Annotated in this window: 16 protein-coding genes; 12 read left to right on the top strand and 4 right to left on the bottom strand. The window is 57.5% G+C overall.

Features of this window, described 5'->3' with window-relative positions:
• Positions 1 to 141: 141 nt before the first annotated feature.
• Positions 142 to 1,338, bottom strand: coding sequence for a hypothetical protein (locus HY29_RS09690; protein WP_034796321.1), 1,197 nt, complete (start codon positions 1,336 to 1,338; stop codon positions 142 to 144).
• A gap of 222 nt (positions 1,339 to 1,560) precedes the next feature.
• On the opposite strand from HY29_RS09690, the gene HY29_RS09685 reads away from it, so the two are divergent.
• Positions 1,561 to 2,454, top strand: a complete 894-nt coding sequence (locus HY29_RS09685; protein WP_034796318.1) for a stearoyl-CoA 9-desaturase — start codon at positions 1,561 to 1,563, stop codon at positions 2,452 to 2,454.
• 245 nt (positions 2,455 to 2,699) lie between these two features.
• Positions 2,700 to 3,461 carry a vWA domain-containing protein gene (locus HY29_RS09680; RefSeq protein ID WP_034796316.1) on the top strand — a complete coding sequence of 254 codons (762 nt, stop codon included), beginning with the start codon at positions 2,700 to 2,702 and terminating at the stop codon, positions 3,459 to 3,461.
• Positions 3,462 to 3,564: 103 nt separating this feature from the next.
• On the opposite strand, the gene HY29_RS09675 is transcribed toward HY29_RS09680, so the two are convergent.
• Together HY29_RS09675 and HY29_RS09670 are read right to left on the bottom strand one after the other, a co-directional pair.
• A complete protein-coding gene (locus HY29_RS09675; RefSeq protein ID WP_034796314.1) occupies positions 3,565 to 3,930 on the bottom strand; it encodes a VOC family protein in 366 nt (121 codons plus the stop codon).
• Between the two features lie 141 nt (positions 3,931 to 4,071).
• Positions 4,072 to 4,854, bottom strand: coding sequence for an SDR family NAD(P)-dependent oxidoreductase (locus HY29_RS09670; RefSeq protein WP_034796312.1), 783 nt, complete (start codon positions 4,852 to 4,854; stop codon positions 4,072 to 4,074).
• A 65-nt stretch (positions 4,855 to 4,919) separates the two neighbouring features.
• Here HY29_RS09670 and HY29_RS09665 point away from each other — a divergent pair, with 65 nt between their 5' ends.
• Both HY29_RS09665 and HY29_RS09660 read left to right on the top strand, forming a co-directional pair.
• Positions 4,920 to 5,321, top strand: coding sequence for a YkvA family protein (locus HY29_RS09665; protein WP_034796310.1), 402 nt, complete (start codon positions 4,920 to 4,922; stop codon positions 5,319 to 5,321).
• 5 nt (positions 5,322 to 5,326) lie between these two features.
• Positions 5,327 to 5,980 (top strand): lysoplasmalogenase, encoded by a 654-nt coding sequence (locus HY29_RS09660; RefSeq protein ID WP_051601384.1) that lies wholly within the window; start codon positions 5,327 to 5,329, stop codon positions 5,978 to 5,980.
• Positions 5,981 to 5,990: 10 nt separating this feature from the next.
• On the opposite strand, the gene HY29_RS09655 is transcribed toward HY29_RS09660, so the two are convergent.
• Positions 5,991 to 6,821 (bottom strand): TauD/TfdA dioxygenase family protein, encoded by an 831-nt coding sequence (locus HY29_RS09655; RefSeq protein WP_241765179.1) that lies wholly within the window; start codon positions 6,819 to 6,821, stop codon positions 5,991 to 5,993.
• Positions 6,822 to 6,924: 103 nt separating this feature from the next.
• On the opposite strand from HY29_RS09655, the gene HY29_RS09650 reads away from it, so the two are divergent.
• The 8 genes from HY29_RS09650 to HY29_RS09615 form a co-directional block, all read left to right on the top strand.
• Entirely contained in the window at positions 6,925 to 7,518 is a 594-nt protein-coding gene (locus HY29_RS09650) for a hypothetical protein (RefSeq protein WP_034796308.1), read from the top strand.
• Between the two features lie 158 nt (positions 7,519 to 7,676).
• Positions 7,677 to 8,843 (top strand): phosphoserine transaminase, encoded by a 1,167-nt coding sequence (locus HY29_RS09645; protein WP_051601383.1) that lies wholly within the window; start codon positions 7,677 to 7,679, stop codon positions 8,841 to 8,843.
• A 109-nt stretch (positions 8,844 to 8,952) separates the two neighbouring features.
• The gene (gene serA / locus HY29_RS09640; protein ID WP_034796306.1) at positions 8,953 to 10,548 is read left to right on the top strand and encodes a phosphoglycerate dehydrogenase; all 1,596 of its coding nucleotides are present in this window, start codon (positions 8,953 to 8,955) and stop codon (positions 10,546 to 10,548) included.
• 112 nt (positions 10,549 to 10,660) lie between these two features.
• On the top strand, positions 10,661 to 11,248 hold the full coding sequence (locus tag HY29_RS09635) for a flavodoxin family protein (RefSeq protein ID WP_034796304.1): 588 nt from the start codon (positions 10,661 to 10,663) through the stop codon (positions 11,246 to 11,248).
• 66 nt (positions 11,249 to 11,314) lie between these two features.
• The gene (locus tag HY29_RS09630; RefSeq protein ID WP_034796374.1) at positions 11,315 to 11,893 is read left to right on the top strand and encodes an acyloxyacyl hydrolase; all 579 of its coding nucleotides are present in this window, start codon (positions 11,315 to 11,317) and stop codon (positions 11,891 to 11,893) included.
• Positions 11,894 to 11,971: 78 nt separating this feature from the next.
• The gene (locus HY29_RS09625; RefSeq protein WP_034796302.1) at positions 11,972 to 13,438 is read left to right on the top strand and encodes a flavin-containing monooxygenase; all 1,467 of its coding nucleotides are present in this window, start codon (positions 11,972 to 11,974) and stop codon (positions 13,436 to 13,438) included.
• Positions 13,439 to 13,533: 95 nt separating this feature from the next.
• Complete coding sequence (locus tag HY29_RS09620) at positions 13,534 to 14,826, top strand: adenylosuccinate synthase (protein WP_034796300.1); 1,293 nt, start codon at positions 13,534 to 13,536, stop codon at positions 14,824 to 14,826.
• A gap of 220 nt (positions 14,827 to 15,046) precedes the next feature.
• Positions 15,047 to 16,580, top strand: a 1,534-nt coding sequence (locus tag HY29_RS09615; RefSeq protein ID WP_034796297.1) for a tetratricopeptide repeat-containing sulfotransferase family protein, incomplete at its 3' end; no start/stop codon positions are given.

Below are 16,580 nucleotides of genomic sequence, written 5' to 3'. Positions count from 1 at the left end.
ATGATTCCGTAATGATTGCTACGCATCAAAGAAAAAGCCGGTACATTCTGTACCGGCTTGTAAGTTGGATGGAGAAGCACCAGAGCGTTGCTTCACAGATTCTATGCACCGGGCACCGAAAGGTTCATTTTTTGAAGGTTTTCAAGCGTTAACGCCCTCGACCGGTGCGTTAACCGTGCGCCGACCATAAAGGATCAAAAGCGCGACCAAGCCGATGGATGTGCCTTGGCTGGAAAAAAGCTCCAGCATGCCAGCAAAGAACCAGCTGGGAATGGATGTGCGCGTCTGTGCCTGAACGAGAATCTTGCCCTGTCCTGCGCCAAGCAGTTCTGCATTGGCTGTCTCGATCTTGGCCTGCAACTCATCCCGACGTTTTGCCAGCCCCAATTCGTTTTGCGCGTCACGATATGGCTTTTGATGTGTACGCCCGACCCTCTCAACCTCTGAGAGATAGCTTTCAAGCCCGTCCACAGTGCGCGTGCCAGCCGGAATGCCTTCAAGCTGGCGGCGCCAGTCGGCAATCTGACTTTCCAGGATTTCGCGATTGGAACTGGCCTGCACCTGCTCCAGCTCTGCAGCCTTGTTGTTGGCGGCGATATACATCTGCGTGCCGACGATGGATGTGCCTGCCCCCGCCAACGCGAAGAGAAGCGCGCGCACGCCCTCTTTCATGCGCCTGTTGGCCGTATGCCAGTAGAAGAAGGTAAAGCCACCAAAGGACACGACCGCCGCAATCACGCCCGTCCAGCCCCAGACTCCCGCCTGTAAAGGATCAGCAACGGAGCTTGAAAAGGCCTGGTAATTGGCAAAGCCACTGAGCCCCGCCGCCGACAGGCCAGCGCCAAGAAAGACGAGCGCCAGCAGCGTGATGATGATCTTCTCCCCCGTATGGCGTCCTTCCCGCGCGGCCTCTTTCGCACGCTTATGCTCCATCCTGATCTCTTCAGGTGTGCGAATGCGCTGGGCATCCTTCAACTGCAGCACTTTGGGCTCAGCCTTCTTCGCGACCGCCTGAACAGGCTTCGCCTTAACTGGTGTATAATCGGCATCGACGATACGGGTGACTTCCAGCGGTTTTGGCTCGGCGGAACTGACCGGCACAAGAGCGCCGCCCTCCAGGGCCCGGACCAGGTCCCGCAAACTGCCAGACTGGTGGCAATTGGCGCAGTGAAATGTCTCGGTTTCAAGATTGAGTGTGAGGCTGTTTTCGCCGGACTCACGGCAATCCTCTGTCAGCAGGCAGGGGCTTTTCAGCTCGGCCTCGTCCTGGCTGGACTCGATATCAAGCCCCAGAGTGTGGAGCCGTTGCAAATCGTACAGGCGACGGTCATCCGCCATTCAGCCCCTCCCGCCCGGTTGGCCTTAACTATTCACAGCCTTGTACACGTTTTGTACCCCACTCGTCACCCCCACGCCACACTTGTCCTCACAACTGCGTCAGAGACGCATTTGCATCCTTTACGGAGCCCCGCCTGCGGCCTTACATATTAAGCGTCCGCTCAGCGGAAATTTATGAAAACAAGATCCGCGCGGGGGCGCGGACATTGAGGAGACACCTGAATGACTCTGCCTCGCTCGCTTGCCATTCCGAAGACGTGGAAAACATTCAATTTTCCAAGCTTCTTCTCGGCTATTGGCTATCCGGCTCTGGGCATAGCCCTGTTCATCACCATGGTGCTGCTGGGCGCTCTCTTGTCCTCGCTGACTTTCCATTGGTGGTATGTGCCTGTCGCGATTGCCACGATTGCGGCCTCCATCTTTGTCTGCAATGCCGGAATTGGTCCGCTGCACCGCATTCTGCAGCACCGCGCTGGCGAACTGGCCGTGCCGGGCCAGGTGCTGACCATGATCAATCTTGTCATCGCCATGCAGGGCAATGTGAAGGATTGGGTCAATTACCACTCCCAGCACCATCGCTTCTCTGACAAGCCCGGTGACCCGCACAACCCGTTTGAGTCCAAGCGCTGGGCCTGGGTTGGCTGGATTCTGTTCCGGGACAAGAAGGATATGGACCGTCCGCTGGCCATGTGGCTGAAGAACCAGCCGGTCATTGTCTGGATGGACCGCTTCTATAACGAGATCAGCCTGGTTGTGCATCTGGTCATCCCGGCTGTGATCTATCTGATCGTATGGCTGGCAGGCGGCTCACTTCTGCTGACCGCGCTGATCCATGCCAGCGTCGTGATCGGCCGCGCCATCCAGTTCCACGCCACGGTCTATGGCATCAATGTTCTGGGCCATCTGAAAACGCCTCTCTGGGCAGACCATCTGATCGGCCTGCTGACCGGCGGCGAAGCCTTTCATGATCACCATCATGATCAGCCGATCAGCGCCCTGCATCGTCCGCGCCGCGGCATCTGGAACCGGATCGTCGATTATAATGGCACGATCCTGCTGGCCATGGAAAAGATTGGCTGGGTCCGCAACCTGAAGATCGCTCCGCAATTTGCCTAAGGGAAGCGGCCTTTAAACGCCCGTACAAGACCAACACATCAGCCCGGAAGACACGTCGTCTTCCGGGCTGATTGCGTTAAAATGAACAGTCGTTCAGTTTTGCCGGGTACGGATGGTCTCGAATTCGCAATTACCATCCTAACAACTTCTTAATGCCACATGTGCGCCCCAATCCCGGGGGAAATTAATCTGCATAAGGGCTGGGGCCTGACAGATGCAAGATACTACCGGGAAGGGACGCACCCATGAAATCTCTCATCGCAACACTCGCCGCAGGCGCCGCATCGATCGCCATGATCGGGCCGGCCGCCGCAAAAATTCCAGCACCGGAACCTGATAAAGATCCGGGAGCGGTACATTCCTATATTCTGCTCGACCGTACAGGCTCCATGAGCAATATCTGGGACGAGGCGCTCAACTCCGTCAACGCTTATGCCGCCAGCGTCGGCGAGGCCGATGAAGGAGAGACGGAAGGCAGCGATATCGAAACGGACGTGACGCTCGCCATCTTTGATTATCAGGACGGCATGCAATTCGACGTGCTGCGCAAACAGGTAAAAGCCGAAGACTGGAACAATGTCAGCAATGACGAGGCCAATCCACGGGGCATGACTCCGCTGTTCGACGCCATTGGCCGTATGGTCTCCCTCGCTGAAGCCGACAAGCCGAAAAAGGCCGTGATCGTCATCATGACGGATGGGCTTGAAAACTCTTCCCGCGAACTGACCAAGGAGGGCGCGAGGGCCGCGCTGGAACGCGCCGAAGCAAAGGGCTGGGAAGTTGTCTTCCTCGGGGCGGAATTTGCCCGCTTTGACGATGCCGAAGCTGTCGGCGTCTCTGCTTCAAAACGGATGGCCGTCGGCCAGGGCTCCATGCAGGACAGCATGTCCGCGCTAGCCAAGAAGTCCCGTGCTTACGGCAAGGGCGAGGAATCAGAAATCATCTTCAATGAGGAAGATCGCGCAATTGCTGACGAGGAAGGCGTTAAACAACGCAAGGGACAGTAAAGGGGACGACCGGGGGCTGGGTTCCCTATCATTCTCGTATCCCACCCCCATTTAAAGGCCTGCCCTCCCCTGGGGCGGGCCTTTCTTTTATCTGGCAAATGCCCTAGTCGGCATCGCCATGGAATACGGCCTCAATATTGTTCCCGTCCGGATCAAGCAGGAAGGCCGCATAATAGCCCGGGTGATGGTTCCTCAAGCCCGGCAAGCCATTGTCATAGCCGCCAGCCTCCAGTCCCGCCTCATACCAGCGGTCAACCATGTCACGCCCATTGGCCTTGAAGGCGATGTGGACATTTGACTGGCTTTCACCCTGGTCGATCCAGAGCTCAGCGGCGGAAAAATGGGTTTCATCCGAGATATATTCGATGCCGAGTGTATCGAGTACGGCCTGGTAAAAGCGCTGACTGGCCTCAAGATCCGACACACGGATGTGAATGTGATCGATCAATCTGCTTTCGCGCTTTTCCATGGGTGAACTCCTTTTATGCCCAGAAGCTACGCCTTATGAGCTGTTGGGGTTCCCGTCAGATGCAATCCGTACACATAACCTGGATTAAAAAAGCCCGCTCGGATGAGCGGGCTTTTCCATATTCATGAAATGGTAGTCAGATCAGCGCGGGGCCATCCGGATTGCGCCATCGAGGCGGACGTCTTCACCATTGAAGTAGCCGTTGCGGATCATCTCTGTTGCAAGTGACGCGTACTCTTCCGGATTGCCAAGACGGGCCGGGTTCGGAACGGAGGCAGCCAGGGCCTGTTTCACATTGTCCGGAGCGCCCTGCATCAGTGGCGTGTTGAAGATACCCGGCAGGATCGTGTTGACGCGGATCAGCTCACGCGACAGATCACGGGCGATCGGCAAGGTCATGCCGACAACGCCGCCCTTGGAGGCGGAATAAGCCGCCTGGCCCATCTGGCCATCTTCAGCAGCGACGGACGCCGTGCTCACGATGGCGCCACGCTCACCTTCAATCGGGTCCAGCGTCATCATGCCAGCCGCAGATTTCGCGATGCAGCGGAAAGTTCCGACCAGATTGATCTGGATAATCATGTCAAACTTGTCGAGCGGGAAATGTTTGATTTCACCGGTTTGCTTGTCGCGACTGGCGGTCTTGACCGCGTTGCCGGTGCCAGCGCAGTTGACGAGGATACGCTCCTGGCCAATGGCCGCACGGGCCTTTTCAAAGCCAGCGTCAACAGAGGCGTCATCGGTGACATTGACCTTGCAGAAAACACCGCCGAGTTCCTTGGCGAGCGCTTCGCCCTTCTCCTCGTTCAGGTCAAACAGAGCGACCTTAACGCCATATTCCTTGGCCAGTTTTGTTGCCGTCGCGGCACCGAGACCTGAAGCGCCGCCCGTGATAACGGCGGAGATATTCGAATTGAGTTCCATGGGCCGCTGCCCTCCCTAGTTTTCGTTGATACGCACTTGGTCTATAGTGCTGGGAGGAGGACGCAATGTCTGACGCAGCGGAAATTATCAACACAATCAAGGGTGCTGACGGACGTTTCACGCCGCAGTCCATTGAGCGAAACGAACGTACAGCCCAAGGGCTGGTCCCGAAGCTTCTGAAAGTTGCGGGAAAAATCCCTTTTGCCGATGATCTGGCTGCGGCCTATTTCGCCGCGCGCGACCCGGATACGCCGCTAAAGGCAAAGGGCGTGCTTTTCGCAGCGGCAGCTTACTTCGTTATGCCTGTGGACCTGATGCCGGACTTCATCGCCGGTCTCGGATTTACCGATGACGCGACCGTGCTTGCGACCGCGCTTGGCATTGTCGGCATGCATGTGAAGGATATCCATCGCGGCATGGCACGGCGCCTGTTGCGGCTGCCCGAACCTGTAAAACAGGGCGACTGAGCGGCGTGCCTACTGCTGCCTATGTCCTGCTGAGTTCCCTTGCGCTGGGCACGTTGTATGGCGCCGTCTTCAGCTGGCGCAGTCACAGCCTGCTCAAACTGATCATCAAGACGGCCTCCACCGCCCTGTTGGCCTTGTGGGCCTATATGGTCGGCGGGCCGTTGCTGGTCGTGGCGGGTCTGGGCCTCAGCTCGCTCGGCGATTTCTTCCTGGAAGCAGACGAAGGCGACAAATTTCTTCTGCCGGGCATGGGCGCGTTCTTTGCGGCGCATGTTGCCTATATCGCCCTCTTCTGGGCCCTGCCACAAGCAGACCAGAGCTGGCTGATCCTGGCGGCGCAATCCGGCCTCATACTGTGCGGCGTGCTGTTCATTCGCTGGCTCGCCCCCTGGCTGCCGCCCAAGATGCGCTTGCCGGTCTTTCTGTATGGCGGTGTCATCCTGATGATGGGCGCAGCCGCACTGAGGCTGGATCCTATCTTCCTGCCGATCATGATAGGCGCCATGATGTTCATCGCGTCGGATGTCATCCTGTCGATCGAACTTTTCAAGCAGCCTGAAGGCGCTACTAGACGCCCCCTACCCTCCATTGCCCTCTGGTTTCTCTATTTCGGCGGCCAGGCCCTGATCGCCTGGGGCGCGAGCCCTATAACGGACTAAGAGCCGCTTTCTAGCGGGGCTTGTCCCCATTGATCGTAGCGCGTCGCATGTGGCGGCGGTGGCCATGATAGTCATTCAGCGCATAGTGCCAGACACAGCGATTGTCCCACATCGTCACGTCGCCGGCCTGCCAGCGGACGCGGCAGGTGTTGCGCTCTTCCTTTGAAACATCAAACAGATAGGCAAGCAGCGGGCGGCTTTCCTTGCGGCTCCACCCGGCAAAGCGCAGCGTGAAGGCCGGGTTGATGAACAGCCCCTTTCGGCCCGTTTCCGGATGGGTGCGGATGACCGGGTGCTCGTATTCCGGTGCATCGGGCGCAGATTTGGCATCCATCGACTGGCGCACGGCAGCGGAATAGCCGTCAGCGCCATATTCCTTGCTGGCCGTATGCACGGCGGTCATGCCTTCCAGCGTTTTCTTGAGGCCCGGCGACAGGCGGTCATAGGCTGCCTGCTGGTCCGCAAAAAGCGTGTCTCCCCCATAGGGCGGTACGTCGATGGCGTGCAGGATGGAGCCGAGGGCCGGTTCTTCCAGGAAGCTCATGTCGGAATGCCAGCCGCCGCCGAAATTGGTCTTTTCATCCGGCTCCTTGATGATCTCAAGGAGTTCCGGATGCCCGTCCATGCCCTTCACATAGGGATGGATGTTCAGCGTCCCGAACCGCCGGGCGAAATCTTTCTGCTGGTCTGGCGTCAGACCCTGCTGGCCGCGCAAAACGATCACCTTGTGGTCGAGGAAGGCCTGGTGGATGGCGTCGAACTCGGCATCAGACAAATCCTGCTTGAGATCCACACCATGGATCTCTGCGCCAAGGGTGCCGGTCAGTGGCTGGATGGTCATGCTCATTTCAACAGTGAACCACCGGGGCCTGTGGTTGGCAATCGCGTCTTGACCTTTCGCCTTCTGGCTGCTGTCGTCCACTCCTTTTGGAGGAACTGATTGCATGCGAGTTCAAGCTAGCCTGATTGCATTGTCAGTGCTCGTGGCGTGCGGCGATGCTGGTATTGCTTCGAGGTGGGGTGATGGGGTGCAGGTATTTGACCGCGCCCGCTACGATACTTTCCACGGCTTTGAACTTGAAACAAAAGCCCTATCCGGCAAATGGATCGTCGATTGTTCTGCGACTGTCAGCGCCAACGCGAATTTGAATCGGAATGAATGCGTTCTCAAGAATTGGGGCGGGCAAAAAATGGCCACCCTTGGGCCGATACCCGCGAAACGAGGATTGCGCATCGTCATCAGTAGTCGTCAGGCGCAATCAGAAATTACGACGATTGCATCCTCAGACTATCTGGAAGCCCCATATTTATTGAGTTGCGGGAATTTGAGTTTCCCACCAGATGCTGAAGAACCGCTTCAGCCCGTCAAGGGAACCCAGGTCAAGGCAATCACAGACTTCCTCAAAACCGAAAAGTGCACGTTGGGTTTCAGGACGCGTGAAGGCGAACATGCCTATGACGTTAACATTCCGACGGAAGGGTTCGCATCAGCGAGCAAATTTGCCGAAAAGTGGATTGCCGCAGACCATAGTAGATAAGCCAGCCTCGCATTCAGGTGGAGCTAATCCGCCTGGCACCGCATCTGTTGAAGTCACAGAAATGCCATTTGCGTACGCCTCAAAAATGTGAGACAGACGCGGCGGGCCAGCATCCCCCAACGGGTGCCAGCCTATCTGTGAGGATAGGAGTAAAACAGATGACGAATACCGTCCCCAAGCCGGATGTGCTGCCTGCATGTCCGCATTTTTCTTCCGGACCGACCGCTAAGCGTCCCGGATTCTCTCTCGAAAAACTCAGCACTGCTGCCCTCGGCCGTTCGCACCGCTCTGCCGATGCGAAGAAAAAGCTGAAGGAAGCGATCGAGCGCACGAAGACCATTCTGGGTCTGCCGGAAGGCTATCGTGTTGCCATCGTCCCGGCCTCTGACACGGGCGCAGTTGAAATGTGCATGTGGTCCATGCTCGGCGCGAAGCCGGTGGATGTCTTTGCCTGGGAAAGCTTTGGCCAGGACTGGGTCACCGACGCGACGAAGCAACTGAAGCTGACCGACTGCAACACCTATGTCGGCGAGTATGGCGAACTGCCGCCTTTCGAAAAGGCACGCGACGATGCCGACATCATCTTCACCTGGAACGGCACAACCTCTGGCGTACGCGTCCGCAATGCCGACTGGATCAAGCCAAACCCTGACCGGGTTGTGATCTGTGACGCGACCTCTGCAGCCTTCGCGCAGGACATCGAGTGGGAAAAGCTCGATGTGGTGACCTATTCCTGGCAGAAGATCCTCGGCGGGGAAGCGGCCCACGGCATGCTGATCCTGTCGCCCAACGCCGTGAAACGCCTGGAAACCTACACGCCGGACCGGCCGCTGCCGAAAATCTTCCGCATGACCAAGGGCGGCAAGCTGAACGAGGACCTCTTCCAGGGCGCCACGATCAACACGCCCTCCATGCTGTGTGTCGAAGACTATCTGCAGGCGCTCGACTGGTGCGAATCCCTCGGCGGCTGGAAAGCCCTGAAAAGCCGTTCGGACGAAAGCCTTGGCATTCTGACCGAATGGGTCGCCAAGACAGACTGGGTCGATTTCCTTTGTCCGGATGCGGATCTTCGTTCCAATACGGGCGTTACGTTCAAGATCGTTGATCCTCGTGTTGCTGACCTCGACGAAGCGGGCCAACGCGCTTTCGTGAAGGCGATGATGAAGCGTCTCGAAGCGGAGAATGCCTGCTTTGACGCTGCCGGATATGCAAAGGCCCCTCCGGGACTGCGCATCTGGTGCGGCGGCACGGTGGAACCGTCCGATGTGGCAAAGCTGACGCCGTGGCTCGACTGGGCCTTCGCGGAAGAAGCGGCCGCACTGTAACACCTGTCATCCCGGACAACCCATCGGATTGGTCCGGGACCTTTCCCCCGAATACATATTTGAACCCGGATTGCCTGAGGCATCCGGAGTGACACCCGAGGAAACTCAAATGCCCAAAGTCCTTATCGGAGACAAACTCTCCCCCGCCGCCGTGGAAATCTTCCACGCCCGCGGCATCGAAACCGTCACCAAAACCGGTCTGAACACGGAAGAACTCATTGCGGAGATTCCGGAATATGATGGCCTCGTCGTCCGCTCGGCCTGCAAACCGAATGCAGATGTCATGGCCGCCGCAACGAATTTGAAAGTCATTGGCCGCGCCGGTATCGGTGTCGACAATATCGACATCAAGGCGGCAACCGCCAAAGGCGTCGTGGTCATGAACACACCCTTCGGCAACGCCATCACAACGGCAGAACATGCCATCGCGCTGATGTTCGCCGCCGCCCGCCAGATCCCGGCTGCCAACGCCGAGACTCAAGAAGGCAAATGGCCGAAATCCGGCTATATGGGAACGGAAGTTTCCTACAAAACGCTCGGCCTGATTGGGTGCGGCAATATCGGGAGCCGCGTCGCAGAGCGCGCCATCGGCCTGAAAATGAAGGTAGCGGCATACGACCCGTTCCTGACCGAGGAACGCGCCGTGGAGCTTGGCGTCGAGAAAGTTGAACTCGACGAACTGCTCAAACGCGCAGACATTATTACGCTGCATGTTCCGCTGACGGAGCAGACCAAGAATGTGCTGAGCCGCGAAAACCTTCAGAAGACGAAAGAAGGTCTCATCCTGGTCAACTGCGCGCGTGGCGGACTGGTCGATGAGGAGGCTGTGAAGGACCTGCTGGAAAGCGGGCACATCAAGGCGGCTGCTTTCGACGTCTTCGCCGTGGAACCTGCCAAGGAAAACATTCTGTTCGGCACGAAGAACTTCATCGCGACGCCTCACCTTGGCGCCGCCACGACCGAGGCACAGGAAAATGTCGCGCTTCAAGTGGCTGAACAGATGGCAGACTATCTGCTGTCCGGTGCCGTCACCAACGCGCTGAACATGCCATCCATCACGGCCGAGGAAGCGCCACGCATCAAGCCCTTCGCAACGCTGGCGGAAAAGCTGGGCAGCTTTGCCGGCCAGATCTCCGACTTCGGCTATGATGAAGTGGTCATCGAGTATGAAGGCGAAGTCGCTGACCTGAACCGCAAGCCCCTGACGGCGGCCCTTCTGGCCGGACTGCTGCGCGCTTCACGCGGTGATGTGAACATGGTCTCTGCACCGGCAATCCTGGCCGATAGCGGCGTCAAGCTGACAGAAACCAAAACAGAAGACTGCCCTGTCTATGACAGCCTGATCCGTATCAAGGTGAAGACCAAGGCAACCAAGAACGCCCCCGAAGGCGGCTGGCGCACCCTTGCCGGCACCATCATCGCGGGCCAGCCACGTATTGTCGAAGTCAAAGGCATGGCGCTGGAAGGCGATTTCGCGCCGACCGTGCTCTATGTGAATAATCTCGACAAGCCGGGCTTTATTGGCGCTCTGGGACAAATGCTGGGCGAAGCTGGCATCAACATCGCCACCTTCCACCTTGGCCGCACCGAGGCCGGAGGCGAAGCGATTGCCCTGATCGGCATTGATGCTGTGCCGCAGGCAGATTTCATCGAGAAACTCGATGCCCTGCCCCAGGTTCGGTACGCGAAAGTGCTGACCTTCTAGGACTTGCACGTCTTTCATTCGAAAGACGCATAGATCCTATGTCAAAGGGGCGGATTTATTCCCATACAAATCCGCCCCATCTGACCCCTGTAAACATGAAAAGGGGTCCCCCATGACCAAGATCGCAATTGTCTATCATTCCGGCTATGGCCACACAGCCAAGGTCGCAGACCACGTCCTCAAGGGCGCCGCAGACACGGGCGCGGATGTCAGCCTCTATAAGGCAGAAGATCTCGCCTCCCCCGACGAAGGCCCGTGGGATGAACTGGCTGCTGCCGATGCCATCATCTTCGGCGCGCCGACCTATATGGGCTCTGCCTCTGCGCCGATGAAGCAGTTCATTGATGCCACCTCCAAAGCCTGGTTCACCGATGCCTGGAAAGACAAAATCGCCGCAGGCTTTACCAATTCCGGCTCCCTGTCCGGAGACAAGTCTTCGACGCTGAGCCAGTTCGCCACCCTCGCAGGCCAGCATGGAATGGTTTGGGTCAATTTCGGCATGAAGTCCGGCTTCAATGCTTCGAACCACGATTTCGATGGTGCCTTGAACCGAGCAGGCCATTTTCACGGTCTCGCAACCCAGTCCCTAACAGATTTGTCTGCAGAAGACGGTCCCGATGCGGCTGATTTGAAGACCGCAGAGCTGTTTGGTGAGCGTGTTGCGGAAGCCACAAAGCGCTGGGTTCGCGGAAAATCCTGATGGAACTTTCTTGACGGCGCGATGTTTCACTCCCTTCTGAAGGGAAACCTTACAAAGGGGAAAGATATGATTCGCGCCGCCACCCTCTCTATCAGCGCCGCCCTGCTCGCCGGTACCGCCTCTGCGGATATTTTTAGCGAAGCGCGGTTTGGCGTGATGCAGGAGAACATCTGCGTTCTGGATTGCGACAATGCGAACAAGGAGCCCGGGCAAAACATCAGTGGCGAAGTGCTGTTCACTTCTCCTGACTTTCTGAATGTGATCTGGAGCCCCAAGCCCTACGCAATGGCCAGTCTGAATACACAAGGCGACACCAGCTTTGGCGGCGTCGGCCTGCACTGGTCTTTCCCTTTCACCGAAAAATGGGCGTTTGAACCAAGCGTAGGCTATGTGGTTCACGACGGGGAGCTGGCGAGCCCCTTCCCCCAAGGCGACCCGCGCGGTGATGCCTTCACCGAAGAACACGTCTTGCTTGGCTCTCGCGACTTGTTCCGCACCACGTTTGGCCTGCACTATAAGTTCAATGAAATCTGGGGGGCAGAGGTGATGTACGAACATCTCAGCCATGGCCAGATTCTTGGCAATGGCCGCAATCAGGGCCTCGACAATATCGGCGTACGTCTGTCCTACAAATTCGACAATTAGGGCTCGCCTTGCGGCACCCCTTGTGAAACGCCGAAGGCATGACACTCTTCTCCGAAAATATAATCGGAGGAAACACGCATGCCGGAGAAGCATATTGTCATCATTGGCGCAGGCCTTGGCGGCCTGACCGCAGCCATCAAGCTGCAGGAAGCCGGATACAGCTATACCATTCTTGAGCAGGGTGACCGCGTTGGCGGAACCTGGGCCCAGAACACCTATCCAGGCTGCGCCTGTGATGTACCGGTCGCGCTGTACCAGCTATCCTTTGCACAATCGATGAACTGGAGCCGCATCTATCCTCAGCAGCCGGAAATCCAGGCCTATGCAGAAGAGATCACCGACCGCTTCCAGCTGCGTCCCAGCCTGCACCTGAATGAGGGCGCTGAGAAAGCCATATGGAACGAAGACACACGCAAATGGACCGTCACCAGCGCGACGGGGAACACCTATGAAGGTGATGCAGTCATCGGCGCGCTGGGCCAGCTGAACCGCCCCTTCTGGCCGGATATTCCCGGCAAGGACAGTTTCAGCGGAGCCATCATGCATTCCGCCGAATGGGACCATTCAGTCGATCTGGAAGGCAAGCGCATTGCCATTATCGGCTCTGCCGCCAGCGCCGTTCAGATTATCCCTGAAGTCGCAAAGGTCTGCGCCAATGTCGGCGTCTTCCAGCGCTCTCCCAACTGGGTCGTGCCGCGTAATGACCGCTTCATCTCGCCTGAAGAAAAGGCGATGATGATGACCCAGCCCGAAAAAGCGATCGAGTTTGCCGAGATCAATCGCCGCCTGATCTATGAAAACTCGGACTATTTCTTCTGGCAGGCTTTTGAGTGGACCCCTGAGGGCCGCGCGGCTTTTACCCGACAGGCAACCGACCATTTGCACAATCAGGTGGAAGATGAAGACCTGCGCAAGAAGCTGACGCCGGACTATCCGGTCGGGTGCAGACGTATCCTTATCTCGGATGACTATTTCACCACGCTGACCCAGCCGCATGTCGATCTGATCACGCAGGGCATCGACGCGATTGTGCCCGAGGGTATCCGTACGAAAGACGGCACAATCCACAAATATGACGTGATCGCCTTTGCTACCGGATTTGAAACCACCGGCTGGCGCTGGTCTGTTGACGTCATCGGCCGCGACGGCGTCTCCATTACGGACAAATGGCAGGACGGGCCGGAGGCCTATCTTGGCATCACGGTTGCCGACTATCCGAACCTGTTCATCCTCTACGGCCCAAATACCAATCTTGGCCATAACTCCATCACCTTCATGCTGGAGCGGCAGGTGGAATATACGATCCAGGCTCTGCAGAAACTGGACGAGGCTGGTGCCACCGCCATGGCCCCGCGCCAAGAGGTGCAGGACGCTTTCAACAAGGATCTGCAGGAACAGCTAGGCAAGACCGTATGGGCCGATCCCGCCTGCAATAGCTGGTACAAGACCGGCTCCGGCAAAATCACCCAGAACTGGGCCAGCCACACACGCGCCTATGCCGATATCGTGGCAGAGGTGAAGCTGGAGGATTATGACCTCGTCTGACGCCTGGGGGTGCGGCAAAGGGATTTCACGCGCCCCCTTGCATTTAGCCGCCAAATCCTGCCCATGTCGCCGCGGACTTTGCAGGAGCAGGAATCATGGCCGGAGTAGTCGTTGTCGGGGCCCAATGGGGCGATGAGGGCAAGGGCAAGATCGTTGACTGGCTGTCCAGCCGGGCCGACGTTGTTGTGCGCTTTCAAGGAGGCCACAATGCCGGCCACACGCTGGTTATCGACGGCAAGGTCTTCAAGCTGGCCTTGCTGCCATCTGGCCTGGTCCGTGGCGGTAAGCTATCTGTCATCGGTAATGGCGTGGTCGTGGACCCCTGGCACATGCTCCAGGAAATCGAGGGCATTCAGTCACAAGGTGTCGAAGTCAGCCCGGAAACACTGGTCCTAGCTGACAATGCTTCGCTGATCCTCCCCTGGCACAAGGATATTGATGCCGCCCGCGAAGGCGCCCTTGGCGCCGGACAGATCGGCACCACCAAGCGCGGCATTGGCCCGGCCTATGAAGACCGCGTCGGCCGCCGCGCCATTCGCGTTGCTGACCTCGCAGATCCGGCCGCGCTGGACCTGAAGATCGAGCGCCTGCTCGCCCACCACAAGCCGCTGCGCGCGGGGGTTGGCCTGCCTGAACCAGATGGCGAGGCACTGAAGGCAGAGCTGTTGAAGATTGCCGACAAGATACTCGCCTATGCCCAGCCGGTCTGGAAGCTGCTGGACGAGCAAGTCCGCGCTGGAAAACGCATCCTGTTTGAAGGCGCACAAGGCGTCATGCTCGATGTCGACCATGGCACGTATCCGTTCGTCACCTCCTCCAATGTGGTGGCCGGCAATGCCTCTGCGGGTGCGGGTGTTGGCCCTGGCGCAATCTCTTATGTGCTGGGCCTTGCAAAGGCCTACACGACGCGCGTCGGATCAGGCCCCTTCCCCACCGAGCAGGACAATGAAATTGGCGAGCGTCTCGGCACCGTCGGCCGCGAGGTTGGCGTGAACACAGGCCGGGCTCGCCGCTGCGGATGGTTTGACAGCGTCATGGTACGCCAGGCCTGTGCCACATCCGGCGTCAATGGCCTCGCCCTGACCAAGCTGGACGTGCTGGATGGCTTTGATGAGATCAAGGTCTGCGTGGCCTACAAGCTCAACGGTCAGGAGATCGACTACTTCCCCGCCGGCCTCACCGATCAGGCAGCGGTGGAGCCCGTCTATGAGACCCTGCAGGGCTGGCAAGGCTCAACCGCAGGCGCACGTTCCTGGGCTGACCTGCCGGCAGAAGCGGTCAAATATGTCCGCCGCCTGGAAGAACTCGTAGGCAAGCCCTGCGCCCTCGTTTCCACCTCCCCCGAGCGGGAAGACGTCATCCTGATGAAAGACCCCTTTGAGGGCTGATCAACGCAGAGACAATGCGAGACGTCAGAGACCAAAGAACGTGTAGCTCTTTGGTCTTGATTGCCTATGCCTAATGGGTATGCCCTGTTACGCATATGACTGTAAGCTCACTTTCAGAGAATGAGCCTCGGCGGTGAAGCGCCGAGATGTCTTGTTATAATAAGGCCCCGCTATTTCACTCCGGCGGGTAGCCCCACCAGATCGGAAAGAACCCTTTTCCATGTCGAACTTTGCGCCAGACCCCATCCAGGCCCTGATCACCGCCATGAAGGCTGGTAATTTTGCAGATGCCTTGGGCCACGCTGAAACACTTATTCAGCGAGATCCCAACAACACCAATGCCCTGTATATGGCGACTGTTTGCTCACGAAAGCTGGAGGATTATCCTCGCGCAGAATCTCACCTGCAGCGCCTGAAAAATGTCCTGCCCGATTTTGGACGCGCCTACGAGGAAGAAGGCTATCTCAGGCTGGCACAGCGGCAACTCCCGCGCGCCAAGAAAGCTTTTGAAGCTGCCACAGTTTGCAACCCGGCCCTCGTGGCCAGCTGGCAAAAACTGGCCGAGGTGAGCAACGAGCTTGGAGACCAGCACACCGCTCGTGAGGCCGCCGCACAGGCCAATCGCCTTCGCAGTCTGCCAAGGGAGCTGGTTGCAGTGACGATGCAAATTCACGAAGGCCAGATGCAACAAGCTGAACGGATTGTCCGAGGCTACTTGCGACAGCATCCAAATGATCCTGAGGCGCTACGACTTCTGGCAGAGATCGCCTCATCACAAAATGTCCTGGATGATGCTGAAGCCTTTCTGGAAAAAGCCATCTCTATCGCACCGCAGACGAAGCAATTGCGTATCGATCTCGTGCAAGTGTTGCGCAAAAGGCAAAAATACGAGCAGTCTTTCGCTCAGGCAAAACAACTCTACGAACAGGATCCTGATAACCCTGTTATGCAAACCCTGTATGCTCTTGAGAGCATGCATTTCAGTGAGTTCGAACAAGCCATAGCCCTGTTCGATCAAGTACTGGAAAGTAAACCGGATGATGCGGAAACATATTCTAATCGCGCGCTCACTCTGAAAACTGTCGGGCGTACAGAGGAAGCCGTTCAGTCTTACAAACAGGCTGTTGAGGTGAACCCTCTTTACGGCCTCGCTTGGTTCGGCCTGGCAAATTTAAAGACGTATAAATTCGATGATCAGGATATTGCTGGCATGCGCGCTGCCCTCGATAATCCGGACATCAGCTATGAGTCCAAAGTGAATGTCCTATTCTCCCTCGCGAAGGCGCTGGAGAACAGGGCTTCTTACGATGCTGCGTTCAATGCCTATCAGCAAGGCAATGCCATGATCTTGCGGCAATCACGATACTCGGCGGACAAAACAGACGCAGAGTTCGAAGCACAAAAGAAATTCTGCACCAAAGAGACCTTCGCACGCCTAGAGAACTTTGGGTGCGAAGCCCCTGATCCGATTTTCATTCTGGGGCTACCTCGCGCAGGCTCTACGCTGATTGAACAGATCCTAGCCTCGCACAGCATGGTCGACGGAACCAAGGAACTACCCGACATCGTCTATATGGCCCAAACCCTGCGAGGCCACGCTGCGGCAAATACGAATCCCTATCCCAAAATTCTGAATGAGCTGGATGCAGCCAAGTTGAGGGAACTTGGGGAATCCTACATCGAGACCACTCGTGTGCACCGGCAAGGCGCTCCCTTCTTCACAGACAAGATGCCGAACAATTTCCGGCATATCG

The sequence above is a fragment of the Hyphomonas beringensis genome (assembly GCF_000682755.1).
Lineage (GTDB): Bacteria > Pseudomonadota > Alphaproteobacteria > Caulobacterales > Hyphomonadaceae > Hyphomonas > Hyphomonas beringensis.
The sequence above is the reverse complement of the archived record's forward strand: the minus strand, read 5'-3'. Positions and strand labels throughout refer to the sequence as shown.

What these genes read in the sequence shown, in the direction of transcription:
- HY29_RS09675 (WP_034796314.1), bottom strand. Translation starts at nt 3,930, where the DNA reads ATGGAAAAGCGCGAAAGCAGATTGATCGATCACATTCACATCCGTGTG.
- HY29_RS09685 (WP_034796318.1), top strand. Translation starts at nt 1,561, where the DNA reads ATGACTCTGCCTCGCTCGCTTGCCATTCCGAAGACGTGGAAAACATTC.
- HY29_RS09625 (WP_034796302.1), top strand. Translation starts at nt 11,972, where the DNA reads ATGCCGGAGAAGCATATTGTCATCATTGGCGCAGGCCTTGGCGGCCTG.
- HY29_RS09630 (WP_034796374.1), top strand. Translation starts at nt 11,315, where the DNA reads ATGATTCGCGCCGCCACCCTCTCTATCAGCGCCGCCCTGCTCGCCGGT.
- serA (WP_034796306.1), top strand. Translation starts at nt 8,953, where the DNA reads ATGCCCAAAGTCCTTATCGGAGACAAACTCTCCCCCGCCGCCGTGGAA.
- HY29_RS09680 (WP_034796316.1), top strand. Translation starts at nt 2,700, where the DNA reads ATGAAATCTCTCATCGCAACACTCGCCGCAGGCGCCGCATCGATCGCC.
- HY29_RS09690 (WP_034796321.1), bottom strand. Translation starts at nt 1,338, where the DNA reads ATGGCGGATGACCGTCGCCTGTACGATTTGCAACGGCTCCACACTCTG.
- HY29_RS09650 (WP_034796308.1), top strand. Translation starts at nt 6,925, where the DNA reads ATGCGAGTTCAAGCTAGCCTGATTGCATTGTCAGTGCTCGTGGCGTGC.
- HY29_RS09645 (WP_051601383.1), top strand. Translation starts at nt 7,677, where the DNA reads ATGACGAATACCGTCCCCAAGCCGGATGTGCTGCCTGCATGTCCGCAT.
- HY29_RS09620 (WP_034796300.1), top strand. Translation starts at nt 13,534, where the DNA reads ATGGCCGGAGTAGTCGTTGTCGGGGCCCAATGGGGCGATGAGGGCAAG.
- HY29_RS09665 (WP_034796310.1), top strand. Translation starts at nt 4,920, where the DNA reads ATGTCTGACGCAGCGGAAATTATCAACACAATCAAGGGTGCTGACGGA.
- HY29_RS09655 (WP_241765179.1), bottom strand. Translation starts at nt 6,821, where the DNA reads ATGACCATCCAGCCACTGACCGGCACCCTTGGCGCAGAGATCCATGGT.
- HY29_RS09635 (WP_034796304.1), top strand. Translation starts at nt 10,661, where the DNA reads ATGACCAAGATCGCAATTGTCTATCATTCCGGCTATGGCCACACAGCC.
- HY29_RS09670 (WP_034796312.1), bottom strand. Translation starts at nt 4,854, where the DNA reads ATGGAACTCAATTCGAATATCTCCGCCGTTATCACGGGCGGCGCTTCA.